Here is a 26,789-nt window from a genome sequence, read left to right as displayed (position 1 = left end):
AAGACAATCAAAAAACTGTCTCAAAAGTTTCTACTTGAACTTAAGAGACAGTTTTACTTTTTTTACAGGCAGTAATTTATCTACAAAACACCACTAATTAAGCTTCACTTTATGAATACTATCAATGACAGCTTTTATGATTGTATCAAGATCCTCTTGTACAATATTAAGAGGTGGAGATAATGTTAATACGTTATTGAAGCCTGCAACAGTTGCACCATTTTTACCTAAAATAACACCCTGCTCCTTACATGCAGCAATAACAGCATTTACTTTATCTACTGGTAAAGGCTCCTTCGACGCTTTATCAACAACTAATTCTATGCCAATTAATAAACCTTTTCCCCGAACATTCCCAACGTTCGGGTGATTTCCCAACGCTTCCTGAAGCGCTTGCAGAGTAGCAGCTCCAACCTCGCTAGATCTTTCAAATAATGCTTCTCGCTGAAGAATCTCAATATTTTTTAATGCGACCGCACAAGATACTGGTGATCCACCAAATGTATTGACATGTCGGAAATAACCGTATGCATCAGAGCCAGTGAATGCTTCATAAATTTCACGTTTCACTGCTGTTGCTGATAATGGTAAATAAGCACTTGTAATTCCTTTTGCCATTGTAATAATATCTGGTTTAACACCGTAGTTCATAAATCCAAATGGCTTACCTGTTCGACCAAAGCCACATATTACTTCATCTACAATCATTAAAGCCCCATGTTTTTTACACACTTCCTCAATACCCTTTAAATAATTTTCCGGAGGCATGATGACGCCCCCACCTGTAATAATTGGCTCTAAAATCATAGCGGCTATTGTTTCACTTAGCTCCCATGTCATCGTCTTGTCTACAGCTTTTACGCTTGCTAAATCCATTGGAGCAAGTGTGTCACTTTCATATTCTCGATATTGATCAGGTGGCGCTACATGGATAAAGCCAGGAGATAATGGCTCATACTTATACTTTCGTTCCGCTTGCCCTGTAGCAGCTAAAGCACCAAAAGAATTGCCATGATATGCACGGTAGCGGGAAACAATTTTATAACGCGAGCTCTGTCCTTTTTGTTGATGATATTGGCGCGCAATTTTAAACGCGGTTTCATTAGCCTCTGACCCACTATTAGAGAAGAAAATAACATAATCTCCCCCAAGCATTTCATTAATCTTTTCAGCCAGTTCAACTGCTGGTAAATGTCCTTGCGATAATGGTGCATATGCATTTTTCAGCATCTGCTCATGTGCAACATCTGCTAATTCCTTGCGTCCGTAGCCTACGTTTACACACCATAATCCTGCCATTGCATCGATGTATTCAACTCCCTCTGTATCAACAATTCTCGCGCCATTTGATTTTTCTACTACATATGTTGCTTGTGGATTGTAAGGTTTCATTGAATGCCATACATATTGTTCATCTTTCTTTAAAACATCACTTTTAAGATTTACTTGAACCATATCGATACACCCCCTTATGTTATGTTCACTTATTCACATCGTTATTACTCGGGAACGCGAATGAACTTGTCGTACCCTCTGTTTCGTCTGGCCATCTTTCAGAAATCGTTTTCGCTTTCGTAAAGAACCGAGCTTGGTCAGGTCCGAACATATGCCCTTCACCAAACTTCGATCGCTTCCAACCACCAAAGTTGTGATAGCCAACTGGAATTGGAATCGGAACATTCACGCCTACCATACCTACTTCAATTTCTTCTTGGAATTTACGGGCCGCCGAACCACTACTCGTAAACATCGTGACACCATTCCCAAGTTCGTGATCATTAATTAAATCAATAGCTTCTTGTAAAGTTTCAACGCCCACAATAATACGCGCAGGACCAAAAACCTCTTCTTTAAAAATAGTCATTTTTGGTGTTACATTGTTTAACAATGTTGGTCCAAGATAAAAGCCTTTAGATGTTTCACATATTTTCGGTTTCCGCCCGTCCGTGACAAGATTTGCACCTTCTGTAATAGCTTCGTCTATATATCGAACAATGGTATCTTTTGATTGTTGCGTAATAACTGGACCAAAATCAACTTCGTCATCTGTATATGAACCAACCTTTAATTTCAAAATCTTCTCCTTTAATATCTCTGTAAAGCGTTTTTCAATATCTCCCCCAACAACGATCGCCCCCGAAATGGCCATACAACGCTGGGACGCGGCTCCAAATGCTGCACCTAAAAAGGCATTAGCTGTTTGCTCCAGGTTTGCATCCGGCATAACAATCATAAAGTTTTTCCCACCACCAAATGCAGCGACACGTTTATTATGCTTCGTTCCTGTTTGGTAAATATACTCTGCAACCGGTGTTGATCCAACAAATGAAATTGCTTGTATCTCTTTATTTTCTAGCAGTTCATTTACCGCATCTTTATCGCCATTCATGACTGTCCAAATTCCATCTGGCAGCCCTGCCTCTTTCCATAATCTACTTAAATATAATGCCGAAATTGGCACGCGCTCAGACGGCTTTAAAATGACGGCATTGCCAACCGCTACAGCCATACTTGTAATTGCAAGTGGGACCATGACAGGGAAATTAAACGGCGCAATTGTCGCAACAACCCCAAGTGGTGATTTTGCAGAGAAGGCATTAATATTGCCGCCTACATTAACGGAATATTCCCCCTTCAGCATTTGCGGGGCACTTATTGCCATATCTACAGATTCAATGCCACGAACAATTTCCCCTTTAGCATCTTCCTTTGTTTTCCCACTTTCCTCACAAATCACTTCAATTAGCTCATCCTGTCTTTCTATTAATAACTGACGGAAACGATGTAAAACCTCAACTCGTTTGCCAATCGATGTCCTTTTCCATGCAGGGAAGGCTGACTTTGCTAGTTGGATCGCCTGCTTCACCTCATCTCTTGTTGCTAACGGAACTTGTGCGATGATCTCTCCTGTTGTTGGATTATAAACTTCCGAATAACGACCACTTGTACCAGCTGTTTCAATACCATTGATAAAATGTGATAGCGTTTTTATTTTTTGTTGAACTGTCATAATTTCCCCACTCCTCATTTATTGTTGTTTAAAATCTAATTCTTCCTTTTGGAAAATAGAGCTGCTTCATCTATCGGGTCAGGCGACTTTCTCTTTTGGGTCATCGATTCCACGGCTCTGTTACGTCTTTTATTAAAATTATTGCTTACAAAAATTTTACAAGTTCCATAGAGTCGAAGTAATAGACAAACTGTAAAATTCTATACTTTTGTTTTAAACATAATGTAAAATAGATTTAATATTCACAAAACATATTATTTTTGTCTATTCAAGCTGAAATCGCGCATTAATTAGAAAACTAAGCAAGGATTTGTGTTAAAAGGAAGGAGGATAAAAATGTTTAAGCTTCAAGTGAAAGATGTATTAGAAAATACATATTTTCAAAGTGCGGAGGTCGTAGCTGGTGAGGATGGATTGTTACGGATTGTAAAATGGGCCCATGTCATCGAAATTATCCAAGTAGATAATTTTCTAGCTGGTGAGGAATTGGTCTTAACAACAGGGATAAGTCTTCAGCATCGCCTAGAGGATTTTATCTTTTTTGTAGAGTCCTTAATCAAAAAAAATTGCGCTGCATTGTGCATTGAATATGGAACTTCCATACAAACCATCCCGGAAGTGATCGTAGCTATCGCCAACCGTCACAACTTCCCTATCATCGTTTTTCATGATACGGTTCCTTTTGTCCGCATTACACAGGATTTACATAGCCAAATAATGAATCAACAATATTTAATGATTTCCACTTTAGAATCCTATTCTCAAACGTTAAATAAAAATGCTCTATTAGGGCAAACCGCGGAAGATATTTTACAAAATATATATAATGAATTAAAGACACAAATCATCTTTTCTATTAAAGGTCGAGAGCCTATCTTCTTTCCAAATAAGTCGCACAATAAACGCCAACAACTATTAACGATAAAAAAAACAGCATCAGTATTTAAAAATGAACCAATCTTTATTTTTGATCAGCATTATGCAGATTTATCTCTCTATAGGGAAGATGGTCGATTCTCAGAATTTGAATTACTTATTTTAGACCGAACAGCTACTGCGTTAGCACAGCTATTAATGCGGGAATTTTATATTGAGGAGAAAAGGGACATTGAGGATGCCTCTATTTTAGCGGATTGGATCGATCAAAAACTATCGAAAGAGGAAATTTATAAATTTATCGTAGCACATCATTCTAACTATCATTTTTCTAGCGGAGCTGTCTTTATTTTAGCATCTCCTAATGCCGTCTCTAAGGTACAAGAGGATATTGTCTATAGTAAGCTCTACTATCGAAACCTTTTTGAGCAAAATGGATTTATACCATTTTTATTTGAGAGAAAAAGCTATGTCATTTTTATTTTACTCCATGCGAAGGATAGTAAAGCGAGTCGCGAATTATTAAATACGTTAGTATCTTCTCTCCAACAAACCGACTTTTATAAAAAACAAATGGTTCAGGGTTATCAAGTAGCTATCGGCAAAGTCATTGCAGACGTAAAAGAAATTCCGAAGAGCTATCAAACTGCGCTCGAAACATTGTATATTTGCAGTAAAGTACAAACAACTTCTTATTTTTACGATGATTTACATTTGTATCACTTAATCTATAAATTACAGATGCAAGTAAATTTACAGGAAGTCATACAAGATTATTTGCAACCTGTTATTGAATACGATAAAAAATATAACAGTAAGCTGTTAGAAACACTGCAGGTATACTTACAAACGAATGGCTCCAAACAGCAAACAGCCAATCAATTGTTCATCGTACGCCAAACGCTCTATCATCGTTTAAACAAACTTGAGAGTCTCTTAGGTGAAAATTTCATGAAGGGGCATAATCGGATTACACTTGAATTTATGTTGCTCGCTAACTCTTTAATCGAGGAAAAATCTTAGTTCTCGGGTTTAGCGGCGATGTTCTCGGGTTTAGCGGCGATGTTCTCGGGTTTAGCGGCGATGTTCTCGGGTTTAGCGGCGATGTTCTCGGGTTTAGCGGCGATGGCACGCTCAAGATCACTTTGCTCCTTGAGCGTGCCCATCATGCTAATTTCCAGCAACTACCCCACTATATAATCCAGGTCTGCGGTCGTCGTAAACAGGAATTCTACCTCGTACTTCATCAACAATCGAAAAGTCCACATCAATGACAGCGACCTCTTCATCCTCCGCGCCAACCCAAAGTACTTCGCCCCACGGCTGAATAATCATAGATTGACCATTGAAGTTTTCTACCTTTTTCGAAATACGATTAACCGCGATCACGAAGCATTGATTTTCAATAGCACGTGCTTGTAGCAATGTTTTCCAATGATCAATACGTGGTGTTGGCCATTGTGCTGGGACGAACAATACCTTTGCACCCTCTAAAGCGTGAGCGCGTAGCCATTCAGGGAAGCGAATATCATAGCAAATCACACCCGCAGCCTCGATGTCTCCCAGTGCAAAGCGATTCATTTCATCCCCGGCTTCTAAATATAAATGCTCGTCCATTAAACGGAAAAGATGCGCCTTGCTATATTCACCTACTAGTTCACCATATTTATCAAACGTATACATCGTATTGTAAAATTTATCGCCCTTCTTCGTCGAAACAGAGCCACCAACAATATGTACACCCAGTTCTTTGGCTAGATCTGATAAAAATGCTTTCGAACGCTCTCCATCAACATCTGCAAGCTCCGGTAAACGTTCAAGTGCATAACCTGTATTCCACATTTCTGGTAGTACAATAATTTCTGCACCTTGTTTTGCCGCTTCACGAATCTTGTCCTCAGCGCGAGCAAAATTTTCTTCTACTTTACCGAAGCCTACATTTAATTGGATACACCCTATTTTCATTGTTAGTCCTCCTCTAGACTGTACTTTTCTGTATTTTATACTACAATAAAACAAACTTACTGCCATAGTTTTAGCTCTATGTTTAGATTAATATTTCACCACTTAATACTCGAACTGCCGAGCCCGCAATTGCCACATCTTTTATTTTTGGCGTAACGTATAATAATCCACCACGTTTTGAAAGCTGTTTGCTAACGATGCTTTCTTTTGATAATTTTTCACACCAGTAAGGTCCTAATGCACCATGAGTGGAACCATTTACATGATCTTCATCAATGCCTTGTGCTGGAGAAAAAAATCTTGAAACAATATCAATCCCTTCATCCTTAGAAATACTCGTAATACAAACACCACGTACAGGGAACTGTTTCATCGCATGAAAATTAGCTTTGAAATCTGCAATATATTCTTCGTGACTTAGCTCCACTATATAATCCAATTCTGTTTTCCCTACATATGTTGGCTTCATACCAAGCCATTCTTCAAGCTCCAAAGGACATTCAATCTCTTCTAACCGATACTTTTGAATTGTTATTTCAACTAACTCATTAAACCAAATCGCTTGCAAAGGGCCACTAAAAGTTTGGAATGTAATAGAAGAATTGACGGGTACAATCCCTTTTTTCCAAAGTAAAAAAGCACTAGCAATTGTCCCATGTCCACAAATCGGTATTTCCTTTGCTGGCGTAAACCATCTAAGAAAAAAATCATTATCCTTCTTTTGGACAAAAGCTGTTGTTGGTACGGGGATCTCCTGAGCAATTTTCTGCATGGTCGACTCAGGTATTGCTGTATCAAGTAAACATACTGCAGCGGGGTTTCCCTTGTAAAGCTCTGTAGTAAAAGCATTGACGATAAAATATGAGACTTTGTTCAATTTTCTCACCTCATATACGTATTATTAGGTCACTTTTAATCACCAGTAGTTTTTAATTAACTGAAAAAGCTCTAAACAACTAGTAAAAAAAGTAATAGTATTCTTTAATAATTATTATATTCTGAAAAAGGTGAACATGCATGGAATTCTCAAAAAAACTACAGCAATTCCCAACTCAATTTTTTGCAGCACTTGTGCAAAAAGTAAACGCTGCTCTAGCAGAAGGGCGCGATGTTATCAATCTTGGTCAAGGCAATCCAGATCAGCCTACTCCTCCCCATATTATTCAAGCACTACAGGAGGCAGCTGACAATCCTCAAAATCATAAATACTCTCCATTTCGTGGTATCGCAGAATTACGTCAAGCAGCAGCTGACTTCTACAAACGTGAATACAATGTGGATATTGATCCTGAGACAGAAGTATACATTGGGACAAGATGATGAAGAGATTTTAAAATCATTACATGTGACTGATGAGCGCAACAAACAGCTAAAAGAAGCGAAAGCCATTCACTCGAAATAAAGCTATCAATCCTTTTGGGACGACTTTTTTGTTGCTTTGACGGTGGCTTCCGTCGTTTTGGCGGTGGCTTCCGTCATTTTGGCTTTTCTTTCCGTCACTCTGGCGGGGCTATCCACGATTTTGGCTGTTCTATCCACGACTTTGACGGTTCTATCCACGACTTTGGCTGCTCTATCCACGACTTTGGCTGCTCTATCCACGACTTTGACTATTCTATCCGTCTCTCTGCTTTCTATCCGTCTCTTCGACTCTTCCTTCCGTCGCTCTGACCTTTCTTTCCGTCTCTTCGGCTCTTCTTTCCGTCGCTCTACTTTCTTTCCGTCACTCTGCTTTCTTTCCGTCACTTCGGCCCTTCTTTCCGTCGCTCTGGCGATTCTTTCCTTCACTTCGGCTCTTCTTTCCATCACTCTACTTTCTTTCCGTCTCTTCGACTCTTCCTTCCGTCGCTCTGACCTTTCTTTCCTTCACTTCGGCTCTTCTTTCCGTCGCTCTGGCTCTTCTTTCCGTCTCTTCGACCTTTCTATCCGTCACTCTGGCGGGGCTATCCACGATTTTGGTTGTTCTATCCACAACTTTGACGGTTCTACCCACGACTTTGGCTGCTCTATCCACGACTTTGACTATTCTATCCGTCACTTCGACTCTTCCTTCCGTCACTTTGACCTTTCTATCCGTCGCTTTAGCTCTTCTTTCCGTCGCTCTGCTTTCTTTCCGTCTCTTCGACCTTTCTATCCGTCGCTCTGGTTCTTCTTTCCGTCGCTTCTACTTTCCTATCCGTCTCTCTGCTTTCCTTCGATCGCTTCGACCTTTCTATCCGTCGCTCTGGCTCTTCCTTCCGTCGCTTTGGCTCTTCTTTCCGTCGCTTCTACTTTTCTATCCGTCGCTCTGCTTTCTTTCCGTCACTTCGGCTCTTCTTTCCGTCGCTCTGGCGATTTTTTCCGTCTCTTCGGCTCTTCTTTCCGTCGCTCTGCTTTCTTTCCGTCACTTCGACCCTTCTTTCCGTCGCTCTGGCTCTTCCTTCCGTCGCTTTGACTCTTCTTTCCGTCGCTCTGCTTTCTTTCCGTCTCTTCGACCTTTCTATCCGTCGCTCTAGCTCTTCCTTCCGTCGCTTCAGCTCTTCCTTCCGTCGCTTCAGCTTTTCTTTCCGTCGCTTTAGCTTTTCTTTCCGTCGCTTTAGCCACTCAATTCATCTCAACCTCAAAAAAGGGCTACCTCTATTGAGGCAGCCCTTTTTTATTATTGAATTACGCCTAGCTCACGACCAACCTTTTCATAGATGGCTAGCGCATCATCAAGCATTTCTTTTGTATGCGCCGCTGTAGGCATATTACGAACACGACCTGTGCCTTTTGGAACCGTTGGGAAAACGATTGATTTCGCATAGACACCCTCTTCAAATAAACGACGTGAAAATTCCTGCGTAAGCTTTTCATCGCCAATAATACATGGTGTAATCGGCGTTTCAGATTCACCAATATTAAAGCCTAACTTAGCAAGACCTGCTTTTAAATAGTTGCCATTTTTCCAAAGCTTATCATGTAGCTCTGTCGAGTCAAGCAGCATTTGGACTGCCGCAGTAATCGCTGCTACATCGCCTGGTGGTAATGCTGTTGAGAATAAAAATGGACGTGAACGCACTCGCAACCAGTCAATTAAATTCTTCTTACCAGCTACATATCCACCCACAACGCCAATTGCTTTAGACAGTGTACCAATTTGGAAGTCGATTTCTTTTTCTAAACCGAAATGCTTCACTGTCCCCTTCCCTTTACCAGTTACACCTGAGCCATGTGCATCATCGACATACGTAATTAAATCAAACTCTTTCGCAATCTCAACGATTTCTGGTAATTTTGCAATATCACCATCCATTGAGAATACGCCATCCGTAATGACCATGACTTTATTGTATAAGCCCGATTCTTTTGCTTCCTTTGCCTTTGCACGTAAATCGTCCATATCCGAGTGATTATAGGCGATAATTTTCGCACGTGATAAACGACAGCCATCAATAATAGATGCATGGTTTAATTGGTCTGAAAGAATCGCATCATTTTTATCCATAACAGCTGAAATAGCTGCCATATTACAGTTAAAACCTGATTGGTAAGAGATCGCTGCTTCTGTTCCTTTAAATTCAGCAAGCTTTTCCTCCAATTTCACGTGTAAATCGAGTGTACCGTTAATCGTGCGAACTGCTCCCGCTCCCACACCGTATGTCTCAATTGTTTCTTTGGCAATACGCTTTAATTCTTCATTCGTTGCTAAGCCCAGGTAATTATTTGAAGATAGATTGATTAGATTTTGGCCACGTACCTGAATGATCGGTCCGTTCGCTCCTTCTACTGGGTCAATTTCATTGTATAAGCCTTGATTGTGTAAGGCTTGTAGGTTTTCATCTAAAAATGCATTCAATACTTTTGACAAGCGTATCATCCTTTCCTAGGAAAACTGTTCTAGCTCCTAGTGTAGCACAAGCACACTATTCGAAACATTACTTTGTTAATCTTTCGAATAGTGGGGCAGTTCTTTCTTTCCAAAGAGATGACGATACACAATTATCTAATAATCGACGAACTGTATACTCTGCTTCCGCATAACGCTTCGAATAACCCATTGCATCCTGAATGGCTTCTTTATACTTTGCCTGAATATCTACGATTTTAGCTTCCGCTTCCTGTGAAAGTGCACAATGTTTCCCGATATCAAAAATTTCATCCCCTAATCTTCCGTCCTGTGGGTCAAAGACATGTGGCTCTGTACTATCAAAGATACACAAATTTAATTCCGGGATAATGACCATGTCAACAGAGCCAGCATCTAAGCCACACCAAACAATTTGTGCATCTAGCCCTCTCTCATTTGCTTCATCTGCTATTCCCTTCATTAAAGAAGATTTACCTGTCCCTGGCTTACCTTTAATCATTAATCTTCGAGCTAAATTTTTTGTTATGCTTTCCACTGTATTTTCTGCGCCCCTTGGTGTTAATGTTCCAAGTAAGCGATGAGTGCGCATTCCTGTTTTATTTAATTCGATTGATTGAAAAACATCGGTCTTTAACATTTCAACTTGGTCATTTAATGCCTGCCAGTTCATACAGCTCTGTGTAACGATCTCCCAATCATCATGAATCTTTATAGCTTTATTAAGCATTGAAATACACTTTTCATGCCATAATTCTCGTTCGTTCATTGCATCAGCAAGCTGTTCGCCAATCCTTTCAAGCTGGATTTCTTCTAAACAATCATAAAATGACATCACGCGATGCTTCGTTCCAAGAAAAATTGGCTCAATACCCCATTCCGATGACCATACAAATAGTCGGTTACACCCTTGAACATACACCGCCTCAACAATATTCTCTAGTAAAGCATGTTTAAACCATTCTACTGCGAAGCCCTGCTTGACATAAAAATAACCAAGCTCTTTCAGAAGCTCTGATCCTTTAAACGTCGGCGCCCCCTGCAAAATATAAACTAATTCCGCCTCATCCATCATTTCTTTATATAAATGTTTAATTCCTTGCCCCGTCAGTGCGTGTCCAAAATAATAGGTCACATTTCCGTTCAATATCGCTCCCCCTTTACCTTATGCCTTGCATTATATGAAGCAGCTTTTAAAAAAATGAAAAGCTACTTCTATCTTTCACAGATAAAAGTAGCTTCCTATTTAATAGAACGGCTTCATCTCCTCGACATTGCCAATACACTTCATTAATACCTTCCGACAATAAGGTAAAGAATATTGCACAATATAGCCTGATGTTAAAGCAATGATTACCGTACCGAGGCCAACAGGACCACCAAGTAACCAGCCAAAAATAGTGACAAGCACCTCAATACCCATTCGCGCAGTTTTAATCGTCCCGCCAAACTTTTCAACAAGAATCATCATTAATGTATCCCGTGGTCCTGCTCCCATATTCGGTGCAATATACATACCACAGCCAAAGCTTAAAACAAATAAACCAACTACAAAATACGCTACCTGTAAGCCATAATTATTTGTAGACGGTATTAACCAATTAAAGACATCTATAAATGACCCGATTAGTAGCATATTAAGCCATGTCCCTACCTTTGGCCATTCTCGCAAAACAATTGAGGTAGATACTACAATAAAAAGCCCAGTTAAAATAGACCAAGTACCGATTGATAAACCAAAGTTCTGAAATAAACCTACATGCAACACATCCCAAGGACTTGTTCCTACGATTTTCCCTTTAATGGACATCGTAATACCAAGTGACATAACCATTAATCCACCAATAAAAAACGTCCAACGCCACCCCATAATCTTCCGCACGGCATATCCCTCACTTATGTACACTATTGCTCTAACTGTACCATATTTTCTACAAAAATCGATATATGCGTCTCAGCGCCCCCACTAGAAACATCCAAGAAAATGCGTTTACCAGTGGATAAGTTATACCTTCTCTTGGCGGATTATAAATAGCAGAGCAGTTCCCCTTTAGCCGAGTGGATTGTCGTTTTCCCTCTTAGCCAAACGGATTGTCCCTATTCAATCCAAATAAAAAAACTACCACAAATCATTCCTGGGTAGTTGAAATTGGTGCAAGCTTTGCTTTCGTCACAGCGACTAAATCATCTAATTGTAGATGGACTTGCATGCCGATTTTTCCTGCACTAACAATAATACTTCCTTGTTCTTGAGCCGATGCATCAATAACTGTCGGGTAAAGCTTCTTCATCCCGACTGGAGAGCATCCGCCTCGTACATAGCCTGTATAACCAAGTAATTCTTTAACAGCAAGCATTTCGATTTTTTTCTCACCAACGACTTTGGCCGCTGCTTTTAAATCAAGCTCTTCAGCCACAGGAATAACAAAGACAAAAAGCTTTTGTGCACTTGCCTTTGCTACTAGTGTTTTAAAAACACGAGAAACCGGATGTCCAATTTTTTCCGCAACTGAAATTCCATCAACCTGACCGTCGCTAGTCTCGTATTCAATTACTTCAAATTGTATTTTTTGCTGCTCCAACAATCTGATAGCATTTGTCTTCGCATGCTTTGCCTTCGCCATGTTAACAATCTCCCATCTCTAACACTAGGCTATCATAGAGAACATAGAATCTGTTCCTGGATGATACCCATTTTTCGCCATTTGAATATGAGCGGCATATTTTTCAGAAGCGTTTTTAAAAGTTCGCGCCTTAAATGCCTCCCCATCACTCATACCGAAAATTGTATCTGCAAATGGATCTAATTTCAATTCCTTCGAAAAACGTTCTGGTACCTTGACGTCCATTACTTCCCCCACAAAAGCAGGCTCATGATGACCTAGTTCACTTTCATCTACCTTATGACCATGTAACTGTGCCTGCATACGCTGTATGTGAGCATTTGCATTTATCGCTACTTGTATAGCCTGTGGTGATGGCTGTGCTGGTGCTAACGCTGCATTACGCACTTTCTCTAGAATTAGTAACATGTCACTAGCATTCGTTTCAACTACTGGAGCTCCTTCTTCATCTACATGTTTTAGCTGTAAATTAGAAGATGATTCAAGGGCATCACTATTCACAGCCTTATGCGCTTGTTCATGAGCAAGCACATCCTTTTTCGTTTGCTGCAAATCTTGAATGATTGCTTGCTGTTGAGGGGTAACTTCTTTTGCTTCCTCTTTTTGTTGTTCGTAGAGATCTTGATCTGTGTGCCCTAGCAGTAAATTTTCTAGCTCAAGCAATAACGGATTTTTCTTTGGCTGAAAATACAGTGCGTTTTTCCGATATGCATCACTTGCTTCTTTTCTCTGTAACATCTTTTTACGATTATAGGGTAATGGAATTCTTTCTTGTTCTATTAAACTTGATAGTTTCATATAATTCACCTCGGCTTTTCTAATTTAATATGCAAGATAAATAAAAAATATGATCATATCCTCTATTTACTATACATAGATCATCTAAACAGTTTCTGTACACTCATTATCGGAATTTTCCCAATTAAATTCAAGAGCAAATTGCTACTAACCTCCTAAAGAAATAATTAACTTTCAAACTGGTGAGTATAAAGACCTTAATAATAACCTGTTTTTATCCATTAATTACTTAAATGTGGCTCATCACCATAAATTGAGGCGGCATTTGATTAATGTTTAATTTCAATAAAAGTTATTACTATTATCACTCCCTAAAAAAGTGTTACTGTAGCACACAAAAAAACAGCCCTTGGACAAAGGCTGTTTCTATCTATTATTTTTAGGTTTAATAAGGATACTTTTATAGGCTAAATAGCCAAGCCATGCTCCAAGCGTATTTAAAATCAAATCATCAATATCTGCTGACCCAACTCTAAAAATAAATTGTACGGTTTCTACCGCTAGGCTGGAGAAAAACCCTACACATATAATTGACCAAGCTTTACGGTACTTTTTCGATAATAATGGTAGTAAAAAGCCCATCGGAGTAAATATTAATAAATTGCCGAGTAAATTGATAATAATGATGTCCAGATTAAAATATTGGGAGTAATTTATATAACGAAGAATTGTTTCAAAGGGAACAAAATTTGTTGTTAATCGCCAATCACTATAATCAAAAAGCCCTAATTCTACAAAAGTATATTCGCCCTTGACTAATATAATGAAAACATTCACTAGACGATCAATGACCAATTTATAAAAAGCTATAGTTGAATAGATACTAAAAAATATCCAACCTGCTATCTTTAATGGTAGATAATATGTATCTATCAATGCACGATAAGGTAATGGTAGCTTGGCATCACCTTGCGCATTTGATATGTTATTTTTTTGCATGCCTATACCACCTACTTCCCTTTATCCTCCTCATATTTTAATATGCACTACCTCCCCATGCAATAGCTAACAATATATTTATATTCCGACACGTCCATTTGCATTCTCTATACAGTAAAAAGCTGCCTCACCGAGACAGCTTTTTTATAAATGGCTTTATACTGGATTTACTCCATGCTTGCGCTCTGAGAATAATAGGTACTTCGACATATAAAGCTCTAAACGTGATTCAAGTGCTTTTCTTAAATCATTTGGCTCAATAACATCATCAATGATAAGCTCTGAAGCTAGACGATAGACATCGATTTCCTCTTGATATTCCTTGCGTTTCTCTGCAATAAAGCTTGCCTGCTCCTCTTTTGGAAGTTCAGCAATTTTATTTGCGTAAACTGCATTGACTGCAGCTTCAGGACCCATTACGGCAATTTGTGCGTTGGATAGCGCAATACAGCAGTCTGGCTCAAAAGCAGGACCTGCCATTGCATACAGCCCTGCACCATATGCTTTACGAACAATAACCGTTAGTTTAGGAACAGTCGCCTCGCTCATCGCAAAAATCATTTTCGCACCATGGCGTATAATCCCTGCTTTTTCAACTTGCGTACCGATCATAAAACCTGGTACATCTGCAAGGAAAAGAAGTGGTATATTAAACGCGTCACAAAGTGAAATAAACTTTGCCGCTTTATCGGCTGAATCGTGGAACAAGACGCCTCCCTTTACACGAGGTTGGTTGGCGATAATACCAACAGGTTGCCCGTTAATACGTCCAAGCCCTGTAATTAATTCTGGAGCAAATAATTTTTTTACTTCACAAAACGAATCTTCATCAATAATACGGTCAATTAACTTATACATATCAAATGGAACGTTTTGATTTTTTGGTATTAGTTCTTCAATGGACTTATCAAATGAAGCTGGTGGCTTTGGTGCCTCAACCTTACTGCACTCTGAATAGTTACTCGGAAAATAACCTAAATATTTACGAGCATAAGTAATAGCTTCCTGCTCCGTTTTCGCTAGTACATCTCCGCAGCCAGAAACGGAACAATGCATTTTCGCTCCACCCATTGTTTCCAAATCTACCTTCTCACCGATCACCATCTCCGCCATACGTGGAGATCCTAAATACATGGATGCGTTACCCTCTACCATTACTACGATATCGCAGAATGCAGGGATATATGCACCACCTGCAGCTGATGGTCCAAACAATAAGCATATTTGAGGGATTTTACCTGAAAGCTTTACCTGATTATAGAAAATACGCCCTGCTCCTCTTCGACCAGGGAACATTTCTAATTGATCTGTAATACGTGCACCTGCTGAATCGACTAGATACAATAACGGGCAATTTAGCTTTTCTGCTGTTTCTTGAATACGAATCATTTTTTCTACTGTACGTTTACCCCAAGAGCCAGCTTTAATCGTCGAATCGTTTGCTAAAACACAAACAGTACGACCATGGATTTTACCGATTCCTGTTACTACGCCATCTGCCGGTAAATCGCCAGCTAAGCAGTTTGCATACAGACCATCCTCTGATTGAAGTCCATCATCTAATAATAATTCGAGTCGTTCACGCACAAATAGCTTCCCTTGTTGTGCATTTTTATCGTGATATTTTGGCAGACCACCTGCTAAAATTTGTTCCTTCATTGCTTTAGTCGTATTTTCTGTCGATACATTGCTCATAGTTAATTCCTCCTTTTTGCCCAATCGGTTACGCCTTTGCATAAATAATTAATAATATCGTTTCTTATTTCCCTAAATATTGTGGTGCTCGCTTTTCTTGGAAGGCAAGCAAACCCTCTAAACGATCTTCCGTAGGGATCAGAGCACTATATGCGAGAGATTCGATTTTTAAACCAGTAGCTAAATCTACCTCGCCCCCTTGATTAATAGCAATTTTCGCCTGTACTAAAGATAGTGGTGCATTTTTTGCCATTTCAAGTGCTAGCTGTTGAGCCTTTTCAAATACTTCATGTCCTTCAAAAACATACTCTACAATACCGTAGTCTTTTGCTTCCTGTGCATTTAATCGACGGGCCGTATAAATTAGTTCTTTTGCTTTTCCAATACCAATGAGCCGAGGAAGTCGCTGTGTACCTCCTGCTCCAGGAATAATCCCGAGAGATGTTTCCGTGAGGCCTATCTTTGCACGGGAAGCTGCAATACGTAAATCACAGGCTAACGCTAGTTCGAGTCCACCACCAAAAGCAACGCCATTTAATACGGCAATAACGGGCTGAGCGAGTGCTTCTACTTTTGCCACTGTTGCACCGATTAAATGCACAATTTGCTTAACTTGTCGGTCTGACATTCCTTTCCGTTCTTTTAAATCTGCACCTGCACAAAAAGCTTTTTCCCCTGCTCCTGTTAGCAAGACAACTCGCACTGCCGGATCGCCATTAATTTTGTCGAATGTCGCACTAAGTTCTTGGAGTAATTGTACAGACATTGCATTTGCAGCTTCTGGCCTTGAAAGTGTAATAAGTCCAATGCTGCCGTCTAATAATTCAAAACGAACGAGTTGCGTCATAATTGACTCGCACTCCTTTCATTACGGGCAATCGCCATTTGTTTAGATGTAACTGCCTTCCCTAGTTTCTGTTCAATAAAATGCGTCGCCTCTAGCACTTTATTGAGTTCTACACCTGTTTTAATACCCATTTCATCTAATAAATACAATAAATCTTCCGTAGCTACATTACCTGATGCTCCCTTGGCATATGGACAGCCCCCAAGCCCACCAAGTGCACTATCAAACTTGGTAATCCCCATTTCTAAGGATTTCACAATATTCGCTAGTGCCGTGCCACGTGTATCATGAAAATGCATCGCAAAATTTTCTACAGGATATCTTTTTAGTAATTCTTCTAAAAGCCTTTCCACCTGTGTTGGTACGCCAACACCAATTGTGTCACCAAGTGAAATTTCATCGATGCCCATTTCTAATAATTTTTCTGTTACTCGCAAAACCTTTTCTGGTTGTATGTAGCCTTCATATGGGCATCCAATCACTGTTGAAATATAACCTCGCACTTTTTTATGCGCTGCCTTTGCCCCTATAACTACTTCCTCTACTATCGGAAATGTTTCATTAATCGTTTTATTAATATTGTTTTTATTATGGCTTTCACTCGCCGACATAAAAACGCTCACTTCATCCACATCAGCCTGTAATGCACGTTCTAAGCCACGCATATTCGGTACTAGTGCTGCATACGTTATATCTTTTTGGCGTTTAATGGCTTGTAGTACCTCCACTGCATCTGCTAGCTGTGGAATCCACTTCGGATGCACAAAGGACGTTACCTCGATATAATTCAAGCCAGTTTGACTAAGTAAATTCACTAGCTGTACTTTATCGGTAGTTGCCATATGCGCCTTTTCATTTTGCAAACCGTCACGAGGACCTACTTCCTTTAACGTTACATGCTTTGGTAGCTGCATCAAGAAGCCTCCTTATTCGATTTCTAAAATATCATCATCAACGTTAATGAAATCCCCTTCGCTCGCCATGATTTTTGTTACCACACCATCTTCCTCTGCTGCAATGGGAATCTCCATTTTCATCGACTCTAAAATTGCCACATCTTGTCCTGCTGTCACTTTCTCGCCTTCTGCTACAACGATTTTCCATACTGTTCCTGCCATACTCGCTTTAACTGTTGCCATTGTGACCCCTCCAAATATTTAGTAGCAGGGCTGTCTGAAATACTCTTCCAAATCGAAAGTTATATGGACAGCCCCAGTCTTTATTTTGTCTCTGCTAATTGTGGTAGATAATATTCATCCACAAATTTAGTTGTTGTATAGCCCTTTAAAAATTGTTCATGAGTGACTGTTTTTAAAAGCATCGGAATATTAGTTTGAATTCCTTCTACTTTATATGCTTTAAGTGCTTCAATAAGCCTTTCACACGCAATTGCACGTGTTTCTCCCCAAACGACTAATTTGCTAATCATCGGATCATAAAAAGGCGTTACCGTAGAACCAGCCACTACACCACATTCATGGCGAATCCCGTCACCCGTAGGTAATTCAAGCGTCGTGATTGTGCCCGGAGAAGGGAAAAAGGTTGAAGGATTTTCAGCATATATGCGTACTTCAATCGCATGCCCATTTTTTTGGATGCTATCACGTGTAAATGCTAATGGTTGTTTTGCTGCTATCTTCAATTGTTCTTCTACCAGATCCAGCTTTGTAATTTCCTCAGTCACCGGATGCTCCACCTGTAAGCGTGTATTCATCTCTAAAAAATAAAAATTTTGATGTTCATCTACTAAATACTCAATCGTTCCGGCATTTACATACCCAATATGTTGAACTGCCTTGACTGACGCATCTAGCATACGCGATCTTGTTTCTTCAGAAATGAATGGCGATGGTGCTTCCTCAACTACTTTTTGGTTTCTGCGCTGAATCGAGCACTCACGTTCAAATAGCGGTACGACATTACCATCATGGTCCGCAATAATTTGTACCTCGACGTGGTGAGGGTTAGCAATAAATCGTTCCATATACATCGTGCCATCACCAAAGAATGACTGTGCACGCTTTTGATTCCCTTCAAAGGCTTTTGCTAATTCCTCAGCATTTTCAACTAGCTGCATGCCGATACCCCCACCTCCAGCAGAGGCTTTCAACATAATCGGATAACCTAGACGGGAAGCAATTTCAATAGCTTCTGTTACATCTTTCACTGGTGCCTCTACACCTTCAACAATAGGGACACCCGCTGCCTTCATTGTTTTACGAGCTTCTAATTTACTACCCATTGAAGCAATAACTGCGGCGCTTGGCCCAATAAAAACTAACCCCGCCTCAGTACAACGTTTAGCAAACTCAGCGTTCTCCGATAATAAGCCATAGCCGGGATGAACAGCGTCAGCACCGCTTTCCTTAGCGACTTCAAGAATACGATCAATATTTAAATAGCTTTGTGCAACAGGTGGTTTCCCAATACAAAACGCCTCATCAGCATCTTTAACATGTAAGCTTGCAGCATCTGCCTCGGAATACACCGCAACGGTTTGAACATTTAGTCGTTTGCATGTTCTTATAATACGTCTTGCTATCTCTCCACGATTTGCAATTAAAACCTTCTTGAACATAACACTGGCCCCTTTCTTACTTCACTACGGCAACAAAATTCTCACGCAATCTATATTTTTGAACTTTCCCTGATGCAGTCATCGGGTAGTTATCGATAAAGAAAATATGTCGTGGGATTTTATGTCTTGAAATTTTATCCCGACAATAATCGCGAATCTCTTCCTCCGTTGCTTCCTCGCCTTCCCGCAAAATAATCCAAGCTGCCGCTTCCTCCCCATAGATAGGATCAGGGACACCAGCAACTTGCACATCAGAAATTTTCGGATGTGTGTAAAGGAATTCTTCAATTTCACGAGGATATAAATTTTCACCGCCACGGATGATCATATCTTTTAAACGCCCTGTTACACGAATATAGCCAGCCTCATCCATTGTTGCTAAATCCCCAGTATGCAGCCAGTTGTCTTCATTAATTGCAAGAAGCGTTTCTTCTGGGTTATTATAGTAACCTTTCATGACGTGGTAACCTCTCGTACATAGCTCCCCTTGTTCATTCGGCGCAGCTTCTTCGTTTGTACCAGGAATGACAATTTTCACTTCTAGATTCGGCAATGCACGACCGACTGTTTCCACTTTTAAAGATAGCGGGTCATCTGATCTCGTTTGCGTAATTACAGGTGAAGCTTCCGTTTGCCCATAACAGATCGTAATATCTTTCATACCCATTTTGTCGATAACAGCCTTCATCACCTCTATAGGGCAGTTTGAGCCAGCCATTACACCTGTACGTAATGTCGATAGGTTAAAAGACGAAAAATTCGGTAAATTAAGTTCACTGATAAACATCGTTGGCACGCCATGTAATGCGGTACATTTTTCTTTTTCAACCGTCCGTAACACATCAGCAGGTGAAAATTCCTGCACAGGCACCATCGTTCCGCCACAAGTTGTAATCGCTAATGTTCCAATCACACAGCCAAAACAGTGGAAAAATGGTACAGGTATGCATAAACGATCTTCAGAAGTTAATCGCATACATTCCGCAATATTTATCGCATTATTGACTAAGTTGTAATGCGTTAACATAACCCCTTTCGGAAAACCTGTCGTTCCCGAAGTATATTGAATATTAATAACATCATCATAATGAAGTGCTTGTTGTCTCTGATCTAATTGCTCCTCTGTTACTTGCTCAGCAGCAGATAAAACATCCGACCAATTAAGCACTCCGGGATATTTCGTCTCGCCAATTAAAATAACATTTTTCAATAAAGGTAGTCGCTTTGATTGCAAATTACCTGGTTCACAATGTTCAAGCTCTGGACATAACTCTTGCAGTGTATTCATAAATGAATGGTCGCGATAATTTTCAATTAAAAATATCGTTGTCGTATCGGATTGCTTTAGTAAATATTCCAACTCACTTGCACGGTAATTAGTATTTACGGTAACGATTGGGGCACCCATTTTTCCTGTCCCAAATTGCAGTTGTACCCATTCAGGAACATTCGTCGTCCACACTGCAATATGTTCACCCTTCTCTATTCCAAGAGCCATTAATCCCCTCGCTACTAGGCGACTTTGACGATTTAGCTCCTCATATGTCATACGTAAATCTCTATCTGCATACACTAATGCTTCGCGCTGTGGATACTTTTTCGATTGTTCATCTAGCAATTGACCAATAGTTTGATACACAAGCTCTGCCATGAAAATCCCCCTTAATTATGATTAACAGCCAATTAGACGAGAAATAACGAGACGTTGAATTTCAGATGTTCCCTCACCGATTTCCATTAACTTAATGTCGCGCAGATGACGCTCCACATCGTATTCTTTCATATAACCTGAACCACCGTGAATTTGAATTGCTTGATTACAAGTACGGAAGCCCATTTCAGAAGCAAATAATTTTGCCATTGCTGCTTCCTTCCCAAATGGTTTCTTTTGGTCCTTAAGCCATGCCGCCTTATGTACTAACGTACGCGCAAGCTCTATTTCCGTCGCCATATCGGCTAATTTAAATTGTATAGCCTGTAGCTTGGATATTGGTGCACCAAATTGTTCACGTTCTTTTGCGTATTTTAATGATTTCTCATAAGCAGCTTGAGCAATACCTACGGATAATGCAGCAATGGAAATACGTCCTCCATCTAAAGTGTTTAAAAATTGACTAAATCCGCGTTTCTCATCCCCTAAAAGATTAGCTCTTGGTACACGCACATTTTGCAAAACAATTTCACACGTATTGGAGCCGCGTACGCCCATTTTGTCGTAATTGCAGTTGATCGTTACGCCAGGAGTATTGGTTGGTACTATGATAGATGAGATAATTTTTTTACCATCTTCACGTTTACCTGTCACTGCTGTCACAATAATTTGACGTGCATGGCCAGCATTTGTGATCCAGCATTTTTCACCATTAATGATGTAATCATCACCATCAATTACGGCTGTTGTAAGTGTCCCACCGGCATCTGAACCTGCATTGGGCTCTGTTAAGCCAAATGAACCTAACGTTTCACCCTTCGCTAACGGAACAAGCCATTCCTGCTTTTGCTCCTCTGTCCCAAAGTTATAGATAGGTGAAGCACCTAGGCTAACTGCTGCTGCATAGCTCAAACCTGTGCCCCCACATGCACGACCAATCTCTTCAACAGCTATTGCGTAGGAAACTGTATCCCCACCAGAACCGCCGTATTCTTCAGGGAATGGAATACCTAATAACCCTAGTTCCGCCATTTTTTCAAAGCTCTCTATTCTCATTGTCGATGTCTCGTCAACCTCACGAGCATACGGTTCAATTTCTTTTTCTGCAAAATCACGCACCATGTCTCGAATCATCTCTTGCTCTTTCGTTAGCTCAAAGTTCATCCCTAGTCCCCCTAAGTTCAAATTTGCCATAGCAGATTTCGTTCAGATAACAGTTGCAATAAATCAATTATGCCTCGGCGTAATTGCGTCCGGAATCGGCTTTGTGCCTAGGCCTGCACGAGGGCCGACACGATGTCGGTCATTTCGGTAATACCACAGGACGCGGCGTTCTTAGACTGAGTTCCTTTATTTCAACGGGTGTTTGGACACCCGTTGAAATAGGTTAATACCGACTAGTCGGTTTGTTTGAACGATTAATTAATTTCGCCTTGGCGTAATTGTTGCTGTCGCTTCGCTTTCGCACAGAAAACATTTTGTTGCTGTCGCTTCGCTTTCGCACAGAAAACATTTTGTTGCTGTCGCTTCGTTAGCACTACGCTTTCGCACAGATAAAACATTTTGTTGCTGTCGCTTCGCTTTCGTTACAAAAACATTTTGCTGAATGGAGATAAAACCAGTCATTGTGCTGGCTACCCCTTAACCATAAATTGAACTGCTTCTTTCATTGCTTGTTCAGTGACAATCGCACGCAATACCATATCCGTAAATACAGCTGTAATTTCCTCCATTGTCAATGGACCTGTTTGTTTAAACCATTTGTATGTCCAGTTAATCATCCCAACAATAGCCATCGTTACAATAGTACAAGGTAGTTCTGTACGAAAATCCTTTGTTTGCTGGCCTTCCTCTATGACTTTTTGTAAAATATCCCGATATTGATCTCGCTTTTTATGAATAATTTCACTATATTCTTCTGGCAATGAACGACTTTCCTCGTAAAAAACAGTTATATGCGCTTGATACATATCAAATACTTGTGTCAGCGTTTGTAGCATTGCACATAAACGAGTAATCGGTGTATCGTATTTGTCATATGCCTCCTGTGACTGTTTAATAACATAAGAAATAAATACATCATGAATTTCATATAACAGTTCATCTTTCGATTTAAAATTATGATAAAATCCACCTTTTGATGCACCAATATATTCAACAATGCGATCAACAGTTACATTGTGATAGCCATCCTGCTGAAACAGCACTACAGAAGCGTCAACAATGCGTTGTTTTAACGTTTTCTTTACCATAGGCATCTATCATCCTTCATATTGCTCTTTACTCCATCACTCTTTATAATCAGAAAAAATTTCTACTTTATTTTTGATGATGAATCGTTTATAATCGTCATTTTTCCAAATTATAAAAATACTATGACAATATCAATATAGCATTTACAAAATTTAGTGTCTAGCAATAAAATAGATTTTACGAGAATTTATTTTACATAAAACAGAATTATACTTCACGAAACAAATGAACAAACACACATTTACTGTATGATTTCCACCTTGTTTTTATAACTAAAAATTAAAGAAGAGAAATCGATGATGTTCGATTTCTCTTTCCCATTACTATCAGCTCGTTATGTCCCAGGAGATGTCTGTTTCTCTACCCTAAACCCCTTCACTTTATAAAGCTCGTAAAATGGCTCTCGTGATAATGTTCACACCTGTAATAAGTCGCTCACGATTAAACGTCATTTTCGGATGATGTAATCCCGGTGTTACACCACAACCTAAGCCAAGCATTGTTGCTTTAAGATTAGGACGCCCATACGTATAAAAATGAAAATCCTCTCCTCCTGGAGTGACAACTGGTAAAGCACATGCTTTTTCACCAACAACGTCAATAATAGCCGAATTCATATGCTGTAATGCCTCTTCATTTACTAATGCTGCAACAATATGTGCATCTACATTTAAGGAAATTTTGGCACCATACATTACTTCTATCGATGCTCTTACACGTTCCACACCTTCTGTGATCGTTTGCATTATTTCATTTGTTTGCGCCCGTGCATCAATACTAAATGTTGCTTTCCCCGGAATAATATTCGCGGAGTTACCTCCTGTATTAAATTGCGTCATTTTGACTGACGCGGAGACATTCGGGTCAGTCCAAATTTTTTGTAGACCTTCGACAATCGCTGTCCCTACCTCAATCGCATTAATGCCAAGTTCAGGTCGTGCGCCATGTGCCTCTTCTCCAATAATAGTCCCAGTAAAAAGCTTTGCTGCACCATGATACAATGCCGGGGCGTACGTTCCATCCTGCAATTCTTTTAACGGACGCACATGGACACCAAATAAGTATTCTAAACTATCAATTAACCCCTTCTCGACAAATGCACTCGCCCCTTGCCCCTTTTCTTCAGCGGGCTGAAAAAGTATACGTACCGCTCCAGAAAGTAAGTGCTCCATGTCCTTTAAAAGTAGTGCGGTCCCAATAGCCATCGTCATATGACCGTCATGTCCACAAGAATGATTTGCCTTAAAGACACCATCTACCTCTTGCCAAAGTGCATCTATATCAGTACGAAAGCCAACTTTTGGTGTCCCTTTACCAATATCAACATAAAGTCCTGTCATATCATCGAATAAATGAGGCTCCATTTGTGCCTCTCGCAATATATCAGCAATATATTGTGTGGTTTCATGCTCTTGCCAGCTGATTTCTGGATGCGCATGTAAATGTGTAAATATATTAGCCAATCTTGGCTGTAAATTTTGTAAAACTTGATTCATTTTTTTCAACTCCATCGATTTGCTAAAAAGCTGTTTTGGAAATTATCATATTTTACGCGCTGATTTTCATAATAGTCGTGATTTTGCGCTGTCATACCTGCAATTAGTGTATTTAAAAATGAGATGAGTGCTGGCATTGCGTCAATCGTAGACATTTCTTGTTGTTCATTCACAAAGGTAATCGTCGCATACTGCGTAATTGGTGCAATTTCACAATCTGTAATACCAATAATCTCGCAATTTTTTTCTTGAATTTCAGCGGCAAATTGAATCGATTCTTTAGAATAACGATGGAACGATAAAATAATTACCACACTATCCTGATCAATTTCTTGTAAAGCTCTAATGATTTCACTAGTTTCAAAATCTAAAAGCACAACGTTAGGACGTAACATATTTAACGTAAAATACAGCCATTGTGCAGCTAAATGGGATGAACCATTCCCAACAATATAGATCTTTTTCTTTGTATGTAGTAGCATCGAAGCACGATTAAAATCTTCCTCGCTAATATTCTTAGCCACATTTAAAATGCGCGTGGCGTCCTTCTCCATCGTTTTTCCATAAAATCGCGGCGTTTCGAAAAGTGCTTGCTTTGACTGCAAATAATTTTGCAAGCTTACTCGTATTGCCTTCATTGAAAAGATGCATCGTTATCTATCGCTGCAACTCAGCATAACCCGATAATCCTATTGCATAGCAAAAGCGGATGACCGTCGTTTCACTTACGTCAGATTTTTCCCCAACATATGCAGCTGAATGAACACCAACAGTCTGTAAATTTTTGAGAATAAAGCTCGCTACCTTTTGCTGACTTTTTGAAAGCTCCTGATATTTATGTTGAATGGCTTGTTGAATTGTTTGATTGTCTCCCATTTTTTGAAGTTTAAGCTTCATTCCACATGGTGCATAGCTTAGCATAGTTTTTTCCGCAATCCAATATATTTTCTGAAATTTCAGTTTGCGTTGTTTTTTAAGCTACCATCCTATTCAATAGCCTTTCAATCCAAAACCATATTGGATTGTTTATACCAAATTTGCTATTTCGTATATAATAAAAAGAAAACAAATTACACTATTTATTAAATAAAACGGGTGATTGTAGAATTATGAAAAAGATTATGGTTGTAGGAGCATCTGGCGTTCTTGGTCAATTAGTTTGCCATGAATTACTAAGAATATATAATCATCAAATAAGGTTAATAGTGACAGACTATAAAACTGAAAGAGGAGAAAAATTAGCCAACTCTTTTAACACGGATGCTCAATTCCAATTTTTAAATGCAAATGATGAAGACAATGTAAAACAGGTAATAAAAAATATTGATACGGTAGTTGTTGTATTAAAGCAGAAAAATCCATATATCCAAAAAGCATGTATAGAAAATAAGATATTATGTATAGATGTCACACCATTTTATGACTTTGTAGAGAAAGTTAACGAGCTTAATGAAGATGCAGAAAACCATGATGTAGGTTTAGTTGTAATGTCTGGGTTTTTCCCTGGATTATCAGGATTAATGGTCAAAAAGGCTATTTCCAATTTTTCAGAAGTGACAGAGGTTAATGTCGGATTATTGCAAAATACAAATGCTAAAGCTGGGATTTCTGGAATTTTAGATATGTTACATATAATTGCCCAACCAGTAAAGTTTGAAAACAAAGTAATCTCTGGATTTACTAATAAAAGAAAAATGTATTTCCTTCATCACCTTAAAGAAAAAGAGATGAGATGTATAGACCATTCAGAAAAAGCTATCTTAAAAGACATGTTGGGCATTGGCTCTATAAATTATTGGACTTCTTGGAATGATAATCCTTTCAATAAACTAGTATCTTTTTTAAGACAAGTTGGATTCATAGAAAACGTTCATAAGTACAAGAATGTTCTATCAAAGGTAGTAAAACATAAGCCTCATAAAAATGAACATGCTTTTCTTACGGTTGAGGTAAAAGGAATAATCGATCACAAAGAGAAGGTAAAAACGTTAGCCTTATCAACTTTTTCTGATTATCATACAACAGCCATGGCAACTGCTTCCTTAGCAAAAATTGCTCAACAAAAAAATGTAAAAGGTGTAGTTTCCCCTTTTGAAATAACAAATATAGATGAATTGCTGTCCGAAATAAACTGTCCCGACATCGTCATCGAGGAATTTGAAAAATAAAGAATTACAGTGAAATCAAATTTTTTCCATAGTTAAAATAAAAATGTGCAAATCTAAAATTAG

Annotated in this window: 28 protein-coding genes and 1 pseudogene; 4 read left to right on the top strand and 25 right to left on the bottom strand. The window is 39.3% G+C overall.

What is annotated here, in order from left to right; all coding sequences use genetic code 11:
• Positions 1 to 93: 93 nt before the first annotated feature.
• Both BFJ97_RS13715 and BFJ97_RS13710 read right to left on the bottom strand, forming a co-directional pair.
• Positions 94 to 1,455: an aspartate aminotransferase family protein gene (locus BFJ97_RS13715; RefSeq protein WP_068985214.1), complete on the bottom strand. Its 1,362-nt coding sequence runs from the start codon at positions 1,453 to 1,455 to the stop codon at positions 94 to 96.
• Between the two features lie 25 nt (positions 1,456 to 1,480).
• Positions 1,481 to 3,010, bottom strand: coding sequence for a CoA-acylating methylmalonate-semialdehyde dehydrogenase (locus BFJ97_RS13710; RefSeq protein WP_068985213.1), 1,530 nt, complete (start codon positions 3,008 to 3,010; stop codon positions 1,481 to 1,483).
• A 336-nt stretch (positions 3,011 to 3,346) separates the two neighbouring features.
• Here BFJ97_RS13710 and BFJ97_RS13705 point away from each other — a divergent pair, with 336 nt between their 5' ends.
• A complete protein-coding gene (locus BFJ97_RS13705; RefSeq protein ID WP_068985212.1) occupies positions 3,347 to 4,909 on the top strand; it encodes a PucR family transcriptional regulator in 1,563 nt (520 codons plus the stop codon).
• Here the strand turns inward: BFJ97_RS13705 and BFJ97_RS24735 are convergent.
• The 3 genes from BFJ97_RS24735 to BFJ97_RS13695 form a co-directional block, all read right to left on the bottom strand.
• Positions 4,906 to 5,070: a hypothetical protein gene (locus BFJ97_RS24735; protein WP_175401752.1), complete on the bottom strand. Its 165-nt coding sequence runs from the start codon at positions 5,068 to 5,070 to the stop codon at positions 4,906 to 4,908. The genes BFJ97_RS13705 and BFJ97_RS24735 overlap by 4 nt on opposite strands.
• Positions 5,057 to 5,851 (bottom strand): carbon-nitrogen family hydrolase, encoded by a 795-nt coding sequence (locus BFJ97_RS13700; protein WP_068985211.1) that lies wholly within the window; start codon positions 5,849 to 5,851, stop codon positions 5,057 to 5,059. Before BFJ97_RS13700 ends, BFJ97_RS24735 begins: the two co-directional genes overlap by 14 nt.
• An 82-nt stretch (positions 5,852 to 5,933) precedes the next feature.
• Positions 5,934 to 6,728 carry a PhzF family phenazine biosynthesis protein gene (locus BFJ97_RS13695; protein ID WP_068985210.1) on the bottom strand — a complete coding sequence of 265 codons (795 nt, stop codon included), beginning with the start codon at positions 6,726 to 6,728 and terminating at the stop codon, positions 5,934 to 5,936.
• A gap of 140 nt (positions 6,729 to 6,868) precedes the next feature.
• Here BFJ97_RS13695 and BFJ97_RS13690 point away from each other — a divergent pair.
• Both BFJ97_RS13690 and BFJ97_RS24730 read left to right on the top strand, forming a co-directional pair.
• A pseudogene (locus BFJ97_RS13690) lies at positions 6,869 to 7,159 on the top strand (aminotransferase class I/II-fold pyridoxal phosphate-dependent enzyme); the annotation flags it as partial.
• A gap of 108 nt (positions 7,160 to 7,267) precedes the next feature.
• Positions 7,268 to 7,522, top strand: a complete 255-nt coding sequence (locus BFJ97_RS24730) for a hypothetical protein (protein WP_175401751.1) — start codon at positions 7,268 to 7,270, stop codon at positions 7,520 to 7,522.
• A gap of 139 nt (positions 7,523 to 7,661) precedes the next feature.
• Here BFJ97_RS24730 and BFJ97_RS24725 read toward each other — a convergent pair whose 3' ends face one another.
• The 20 genes from BFJ97_RS24725 to BFJ97_RS25225 all read right to left on the bottom strand — a co-directional run bounded on the left by BFJ97_RS24725 (position 7,662) and on the right by BFJ97_RS25225 (position 25,455).
• The gene (locus BFJ97_RS24725) at positions 7,662 to 7,844 is read right to left on the bottom strand and encodes a hypothetical protein (protein ID WP_175401750.1); all 183 of its coding nucleotides are present in this window, start codon (positions 7,842 to 7,844) and stop codon (positions 7,662 to 7,664) included.
• Positions 7,845 to 8,152: 308 nt separating this feature from the next.
• Positions 8,153 to 8,434, bottom strand: a complete 282-nt coding sequence (locus BFJ97_RS13675) for a hypothetical protein (RefSeq protein WP_068985206.1) — start codon at positions 8,432 to 8,434, stop codon at positions 8,153 to 8,155.
• Between the two features lie 55 nt (positions 8,435 to 8,489).
• Positions 8,490 to 9,689: a glycine C-acetyltransferase gene (locus BFJ97_RS13670; protein WP_175401749.1), complete on the bottom strand. Its 1,200-nt coding sequence runs from the start codon at positions 9,687 to 9,689 to the stop codon at positions 8,490 to 8,492.
• A gap of 58 nt (positions 9,690 to 9,747) precedes the next feature.
• Entirely contained in the window at positions 9,748 to 10,824 is a 1,077-nt protein-coding gene (locus BFJ97_RS13665; protein WP_068985204.1) for a nucleotide kinase, read from the bottom strand.
• Between the two features lie 99 nt (positions 10,825 to 10,923).
• Positions 10,924 to 11,559, bottom strand: a complete 636-nt coding sequence (locus BFJ97_RS13660; RefSeq protein ID WP_083227042.1) for a YczE/YyaS/YitT family protein — start codon at positions 11,557 to 11,559, stop codon at positions 10,924 to 10,926.
• A gap of 247 nt (positions 11,560 to 11,806) precedes the next feature.
• Positions 11,807 to 12,301, bottom strand: coding sequence for a Cys-tRNA(Pro) deacylase (gene ybaK / locus BFJ97_RS13655; protein WP_068985202.1), 495 nt, complete (start codon positions 12,299 to 12,301; stop codon positions 11,807 to 11,809).
• A 24-nt stretch (positions 12,302 to 12,325) separates the two neighbouring features.
• Positions 12,326 to 13,099: a hypothetical protein gene (locus BFJ97_RS13650; RefSeq protein ID WP_068985201.1), complete on the bottom strand. Its 774-nt coding sequence runs from the start codon at positions 13,097 to 13,099 to the stop codon at positions 12,326 to 12,328.
• 366 nt (positions 13,100 to 13,465) lie between these two features.
• Complete coding sequence (locus BFJ97_RS13645) at positions 13,466 to 14,038, bottom strand: VanZ family protein (RefSeq protein WP_068985200.1); 573 nt, start codon at positions 14,036 to 14,038, stop codon at positions 13,466 to 13,468.
• Positions 14,039 to 14,194: 156 nt separating this feature from the next.
• Positions 14,195 to 15,733, bottom strand: coding sequence for an acyl-CoA carboxylase subunit beta (locus BFJ97_RS13640; protein ID WP_068985199.1), 1,539 nt, complete (start codon positions 15,731 to 15,733; stop codon positions 14,195 to 14,197).
• Between the two features lie 64 nt (positions 15,734 to 15,797).
• The gene (locus BFJ97_RS13635; protein WP_068985198.1) at positions 15,798 to 16,580 is read right to left on the bottom strand and encodes an enoyl-CoA hydratase; all 783 of its coding nucleotides are present in this window, start codon (positions 16,578 to 16,580) and stop codon (positions 15,798 to 15,800) included.
• On the bottom strand, positions 16,577 to 17,494 hold the full coding sequence (locus BFJ97_RS13630) for a hydroxymethylglutaryl-CoA lyase (protein WP_068985197.1): 918 nt from the start codon (positions 17,492 to 17,494) through the stop codon (positions 16,577 to 16,579). Before BFJ97_RS13630 ends, BFJ97_RS13635 begins: the two co-directional genes overlap by 4 nt.
• A gap of 12 nt (positions 17,495 to 17,506) precedes the next feature.
• A complete protein-coding gene (locus BFJ97_RS13625) occupies positions 17,507 to 17,719 on the bottom strand; it encodes an acetyl-CoA carboxylase biotin carboxyl carrier protein subunit (RefSeq protein ID WP_068985196.1) in 213 nt (70 codons plus the stop codon).
• 80 nt (positions 17,720 to 17,799) lie between these two features.
• Positions 17,800 to 19,158 carry an acetyl-CoA carboxylase biotin carboxylase subunit gene (locus BFJ97_RS13620; RefSeq protein ID WP_068985195.1) on the bottom strand — a complete coding sequence of 453 codons (1,359 nt, stop codon included), beginning with the start codon at positions 19,156 to 19,158 and terminating at the stop codon, positions 17,800 to 17,802.
• Between the two features lie 16 nt (positions 19,159 to 19,174).
• Positions 19,175 to 20,809, bottom strand: coding sequence for an AMP-binding protein (locus BFJ97_RS13615; RefSeq protein WP_068985194.1), 1,635 nt, complete (start codon positions 20,807 to 20,809; stop codon positions 19,175 to 19,177).
• A 21-nt stretch (positions 20,810 to 20,830) separates the two neighbouring features.
• Positions 20,831 to 21,973: an acyl-CoA dehydrogenase gene (locus tag BFJ97_RS13610; RefSeq protein ID WP_068985193.1), complete on the bottom strand. Its 1,143-nt coding sequence runs from the start codon at positions 21,971 to 21,973 to the stop codon at positions 20,831 to 20,833.
• Positions 21,974 to 22,231: 258 nt separating this feature from the next.
• Entirely contained in the window at positions 22,232 to 22,435 is a 204-nt protein-coding gene (locus BFJ97_RS13605) for a hypothetical protein (RefSeq protein ID WP_068985192.1), read from the bottom strand.
• An 8-nt stretch (positions 22,436 to 22,443) separates the two neighbouring features.
• The gene (locus BFJ97_RS13600; RefSeq protein WP_068985270.1) at positions 22,444 to 23,061 is read right to left on the bottom strand and encodes a TetR/AcrR family transcriptional regulator; all 618 of its coding nucleotides are present in this window, start codon (positions 23,059 to 23,061) and stop codon (positions 22,444 to 22,446) included.
• A gap of 381 nt (positions 23,062 to 23,442) precedes the next feature.
• Positions 23,443 to 24,558 carry a M20 peptidase aminoacylase family protein gene (locus BFJ97_RS13595; RefSeq protein ID WP_068985191.1) on the bottom strand — a complete coding sequence of 372 codons (1,116 nt, stop codon included), beginning with the start codon at positions 24,556 to 24,558 and terminating at the stop codon, positions 23,443 to 23,445.
• A gap of 5 nt (positions 24,559 to 24,563) precedes the next feature.
• On the bottom strand, positions 24,564 to 25,196 hold the full coding sequence (locus BFJ97_RS13590; protein WP_254660169.1) for a MurR/RpiR family transcriptional regulator: 633 nt from the start codon (positions 25,194 to 25,196) through the stop codon (positions 24,564 to 24,566).
• Between the two features lie 19 nt (positions 25,197 to 25,215).
• Entirely contained in the window at positions 25,216 to 25,455 is a 240-nt protein-coding gene (locus BFJ97_RS25225) for a MurR/RpiR family transcriptional regulator (protein WP_223554474.1), read from the bottom strand.
• Positions 25,456 to 25,667: 212 nt separating this feature from the next.
• On the opposite strand from BFJ97_RS25225, the gene BFJ97_RS13585 reads away from it, so the two are divergent.
• Entirely contained in the window at positions 25,668 to 26,726 is a 1,059-nt protein-coding gene (locus BFJ97_RS13585) for a saccharopine dehydrogenase NADP-binding domain-containing protein (RefSeq protein WP_068985190.1), read from the top strand.
• The last annotated feature ends 63 nt before the right edge of the window (positions 26,727 to 26,789 follow it).

It is taken from the genome of Lysinibacillus xylanilyticus, from assembly GCF_001708185.1.
Classification (GTDB): domain Bacteria; phylum Bacillota; class Bacilli; order Bacillales_A; family Planococcaceae; genus Lysinibacillus; species Lysinibacillus xylanilyticus_A.
Note: the sequence above shows the minus strand (reverse complement) of the source record. Positions and strands in the feature narration are given on the sequence as shown.

Excerpts from the sequence above, each read along its gene's own strand:
- BFJ97_RS13630 (WP_068985197.1), bottom strand. The coding sequence starts at position 17,494 with ATGCAGCTACCAAAGCATGTAACGTTAAAGGAAGTAGGTCCTCGTGAC.
- BFJ97_RS13700 (WP_068985211.1), bottom strand. The coding sequence starts at position 5,851 with ATGAAAATAGGGTGTATCCAATTAAATGTAGGCTTCGGTAAAGTAGAA.
- ybaK (WP_068985202.1), bottom strand. The coding sequence starts at position 12,301 with ATGGCGAAGGCAAAGCATGCGAAGACAAATGCTATCAGATTGTTGGAG.
- BFJ97_RS13635 (WP_068985198.1), bottom strand. The coding sequence starts at position 16,580 with ATGACGCAACTCGTTCGTTTTGAATTATTAGACGGCAGCATTGGACTT.
- BFJ97_RS13640 (WP_068985199.1), bottom strand. The coding sequence starts at position 15,733 with ATGAGCAATGTATCGACAGAAAATACGACTAAAGCAATGAAGGAACAA.
- BFJ97_RS25225 (WP_223554474.1), bottom strand. The coding sequence starts at position 25,455 with ATGAAGCTTAAACTTCAAAAAATGGGAGACAATCAAACAATTCAACAA.
- BFJ97_RS13645 (WP_068985200.1), bottom strand. The coding sequence starts at position 14,038 with ATGCAAAAAAATAACATATCAAATGCGCAAGGTGATGCCAAGCTACCA.
- BFJ97_RS13715 (WP_068985214.1), bottom strand. The coding sequence starts at position 1,455 with ATGGTTCAAGTAAATCTTAAAAGTGATGTTTTAAAGAAAGATGAACAA.
- BFJ97_RS13585 (WP_068985190.1), top strand. The coding sequence starts at position 25,668 with ATGAAAAAGATTATGGTTGTAGGAGCATCTGGCGTTCTTGGTCAATTA.
- BFJ97_RS13590 (WP_254660169.1), bottom strand. The coding sequence starts at position 25,196 with ATGAAGGCAATACGAGTAAGCTTGCAAAATTATTTGCAGTCAAAGCAA.
- BFJ97_RS13595 (WP_068985191.1), bottom strand. The coding sequence starts at position 24,558 with ATGAATCAAGTTTTACAAAATTTACAGCCAAGATTGGCTAATATATTT.
- BFJ97_RS13615 (WP_068985194.1), bottom strand. The coding sequence starts at position 20,809 with ATGGCAGAGCTTGTGTATCAAACTATTGGTCAATTGCTAGATGAACAA.
- BFJ97_RS13620 (WP_068985195.1), bottom strand. The coding sequence starts at position 19,158 with ATGTTCAAGAAGGTTTTAATTGCAAATCGTGGAGAGATAGCAAGACGT.
- BFJ97_RS13610 (WP_068985193.1), bottom strand. The coding sequence starts at position 21,973 with ATGAACTTTGAGCTAACGAAAGAGCAAGAGATGATTCGAGACATGGTG.
- BFJ97_RS13625 (WP_068985196.1), bottom strand. The coding sequence starts at position 17,719 with ATGGCAACAGTTAAAGCGAGTATGGCAGGAACAGTATGGAAAATCGTT.
- BFJ97_RS13650 (WP_068985201.1), bottom strand. The coding sequence starts at position 13,099 with ATGAAACTATCAAGTTTAATAGAACAAGAAAGAATTCCATTACCCTAT.
- BFJ97_RS13600 (WP_068985270.1), bottom strand. The coding sequence starts at position 23,061 with ATGGTAAAGAAAACGTTAAAACAACGCATTGTTGACGCTTCTGTAGTG.
- BFJ97_RS13670 (WP_175401749.1), bottom strand. The coding sequence starts at position 9,689 with ATGATACGCTTGTCAAAAGTATTGAATGCATTTTTAGATGAAAACCTA.
- BFJ97_RS13605 (WP_068985192.1), bottom strand. The coding sequence starts at position 22,435 with ATGACTGGTTTTATCTCCATTCAGCAAAATGTTTTTGTAACGAAAGCG.
- BFJ97_RS13710 (WP_068985213.1), bottom strand. The coding sequence starts at position 3,010 with ATGACAGTTCAACAAAAAATAAAAACGCTATCACATTTTATCAATGGT.
- BFJ97_RS13705 (WP_068985212.1), top strand. The coding sequence starts at position 3,347 with ATGTTTAAGCTTCAAGTGAAAGATGTATTAGAAAATACATATTTTCAA.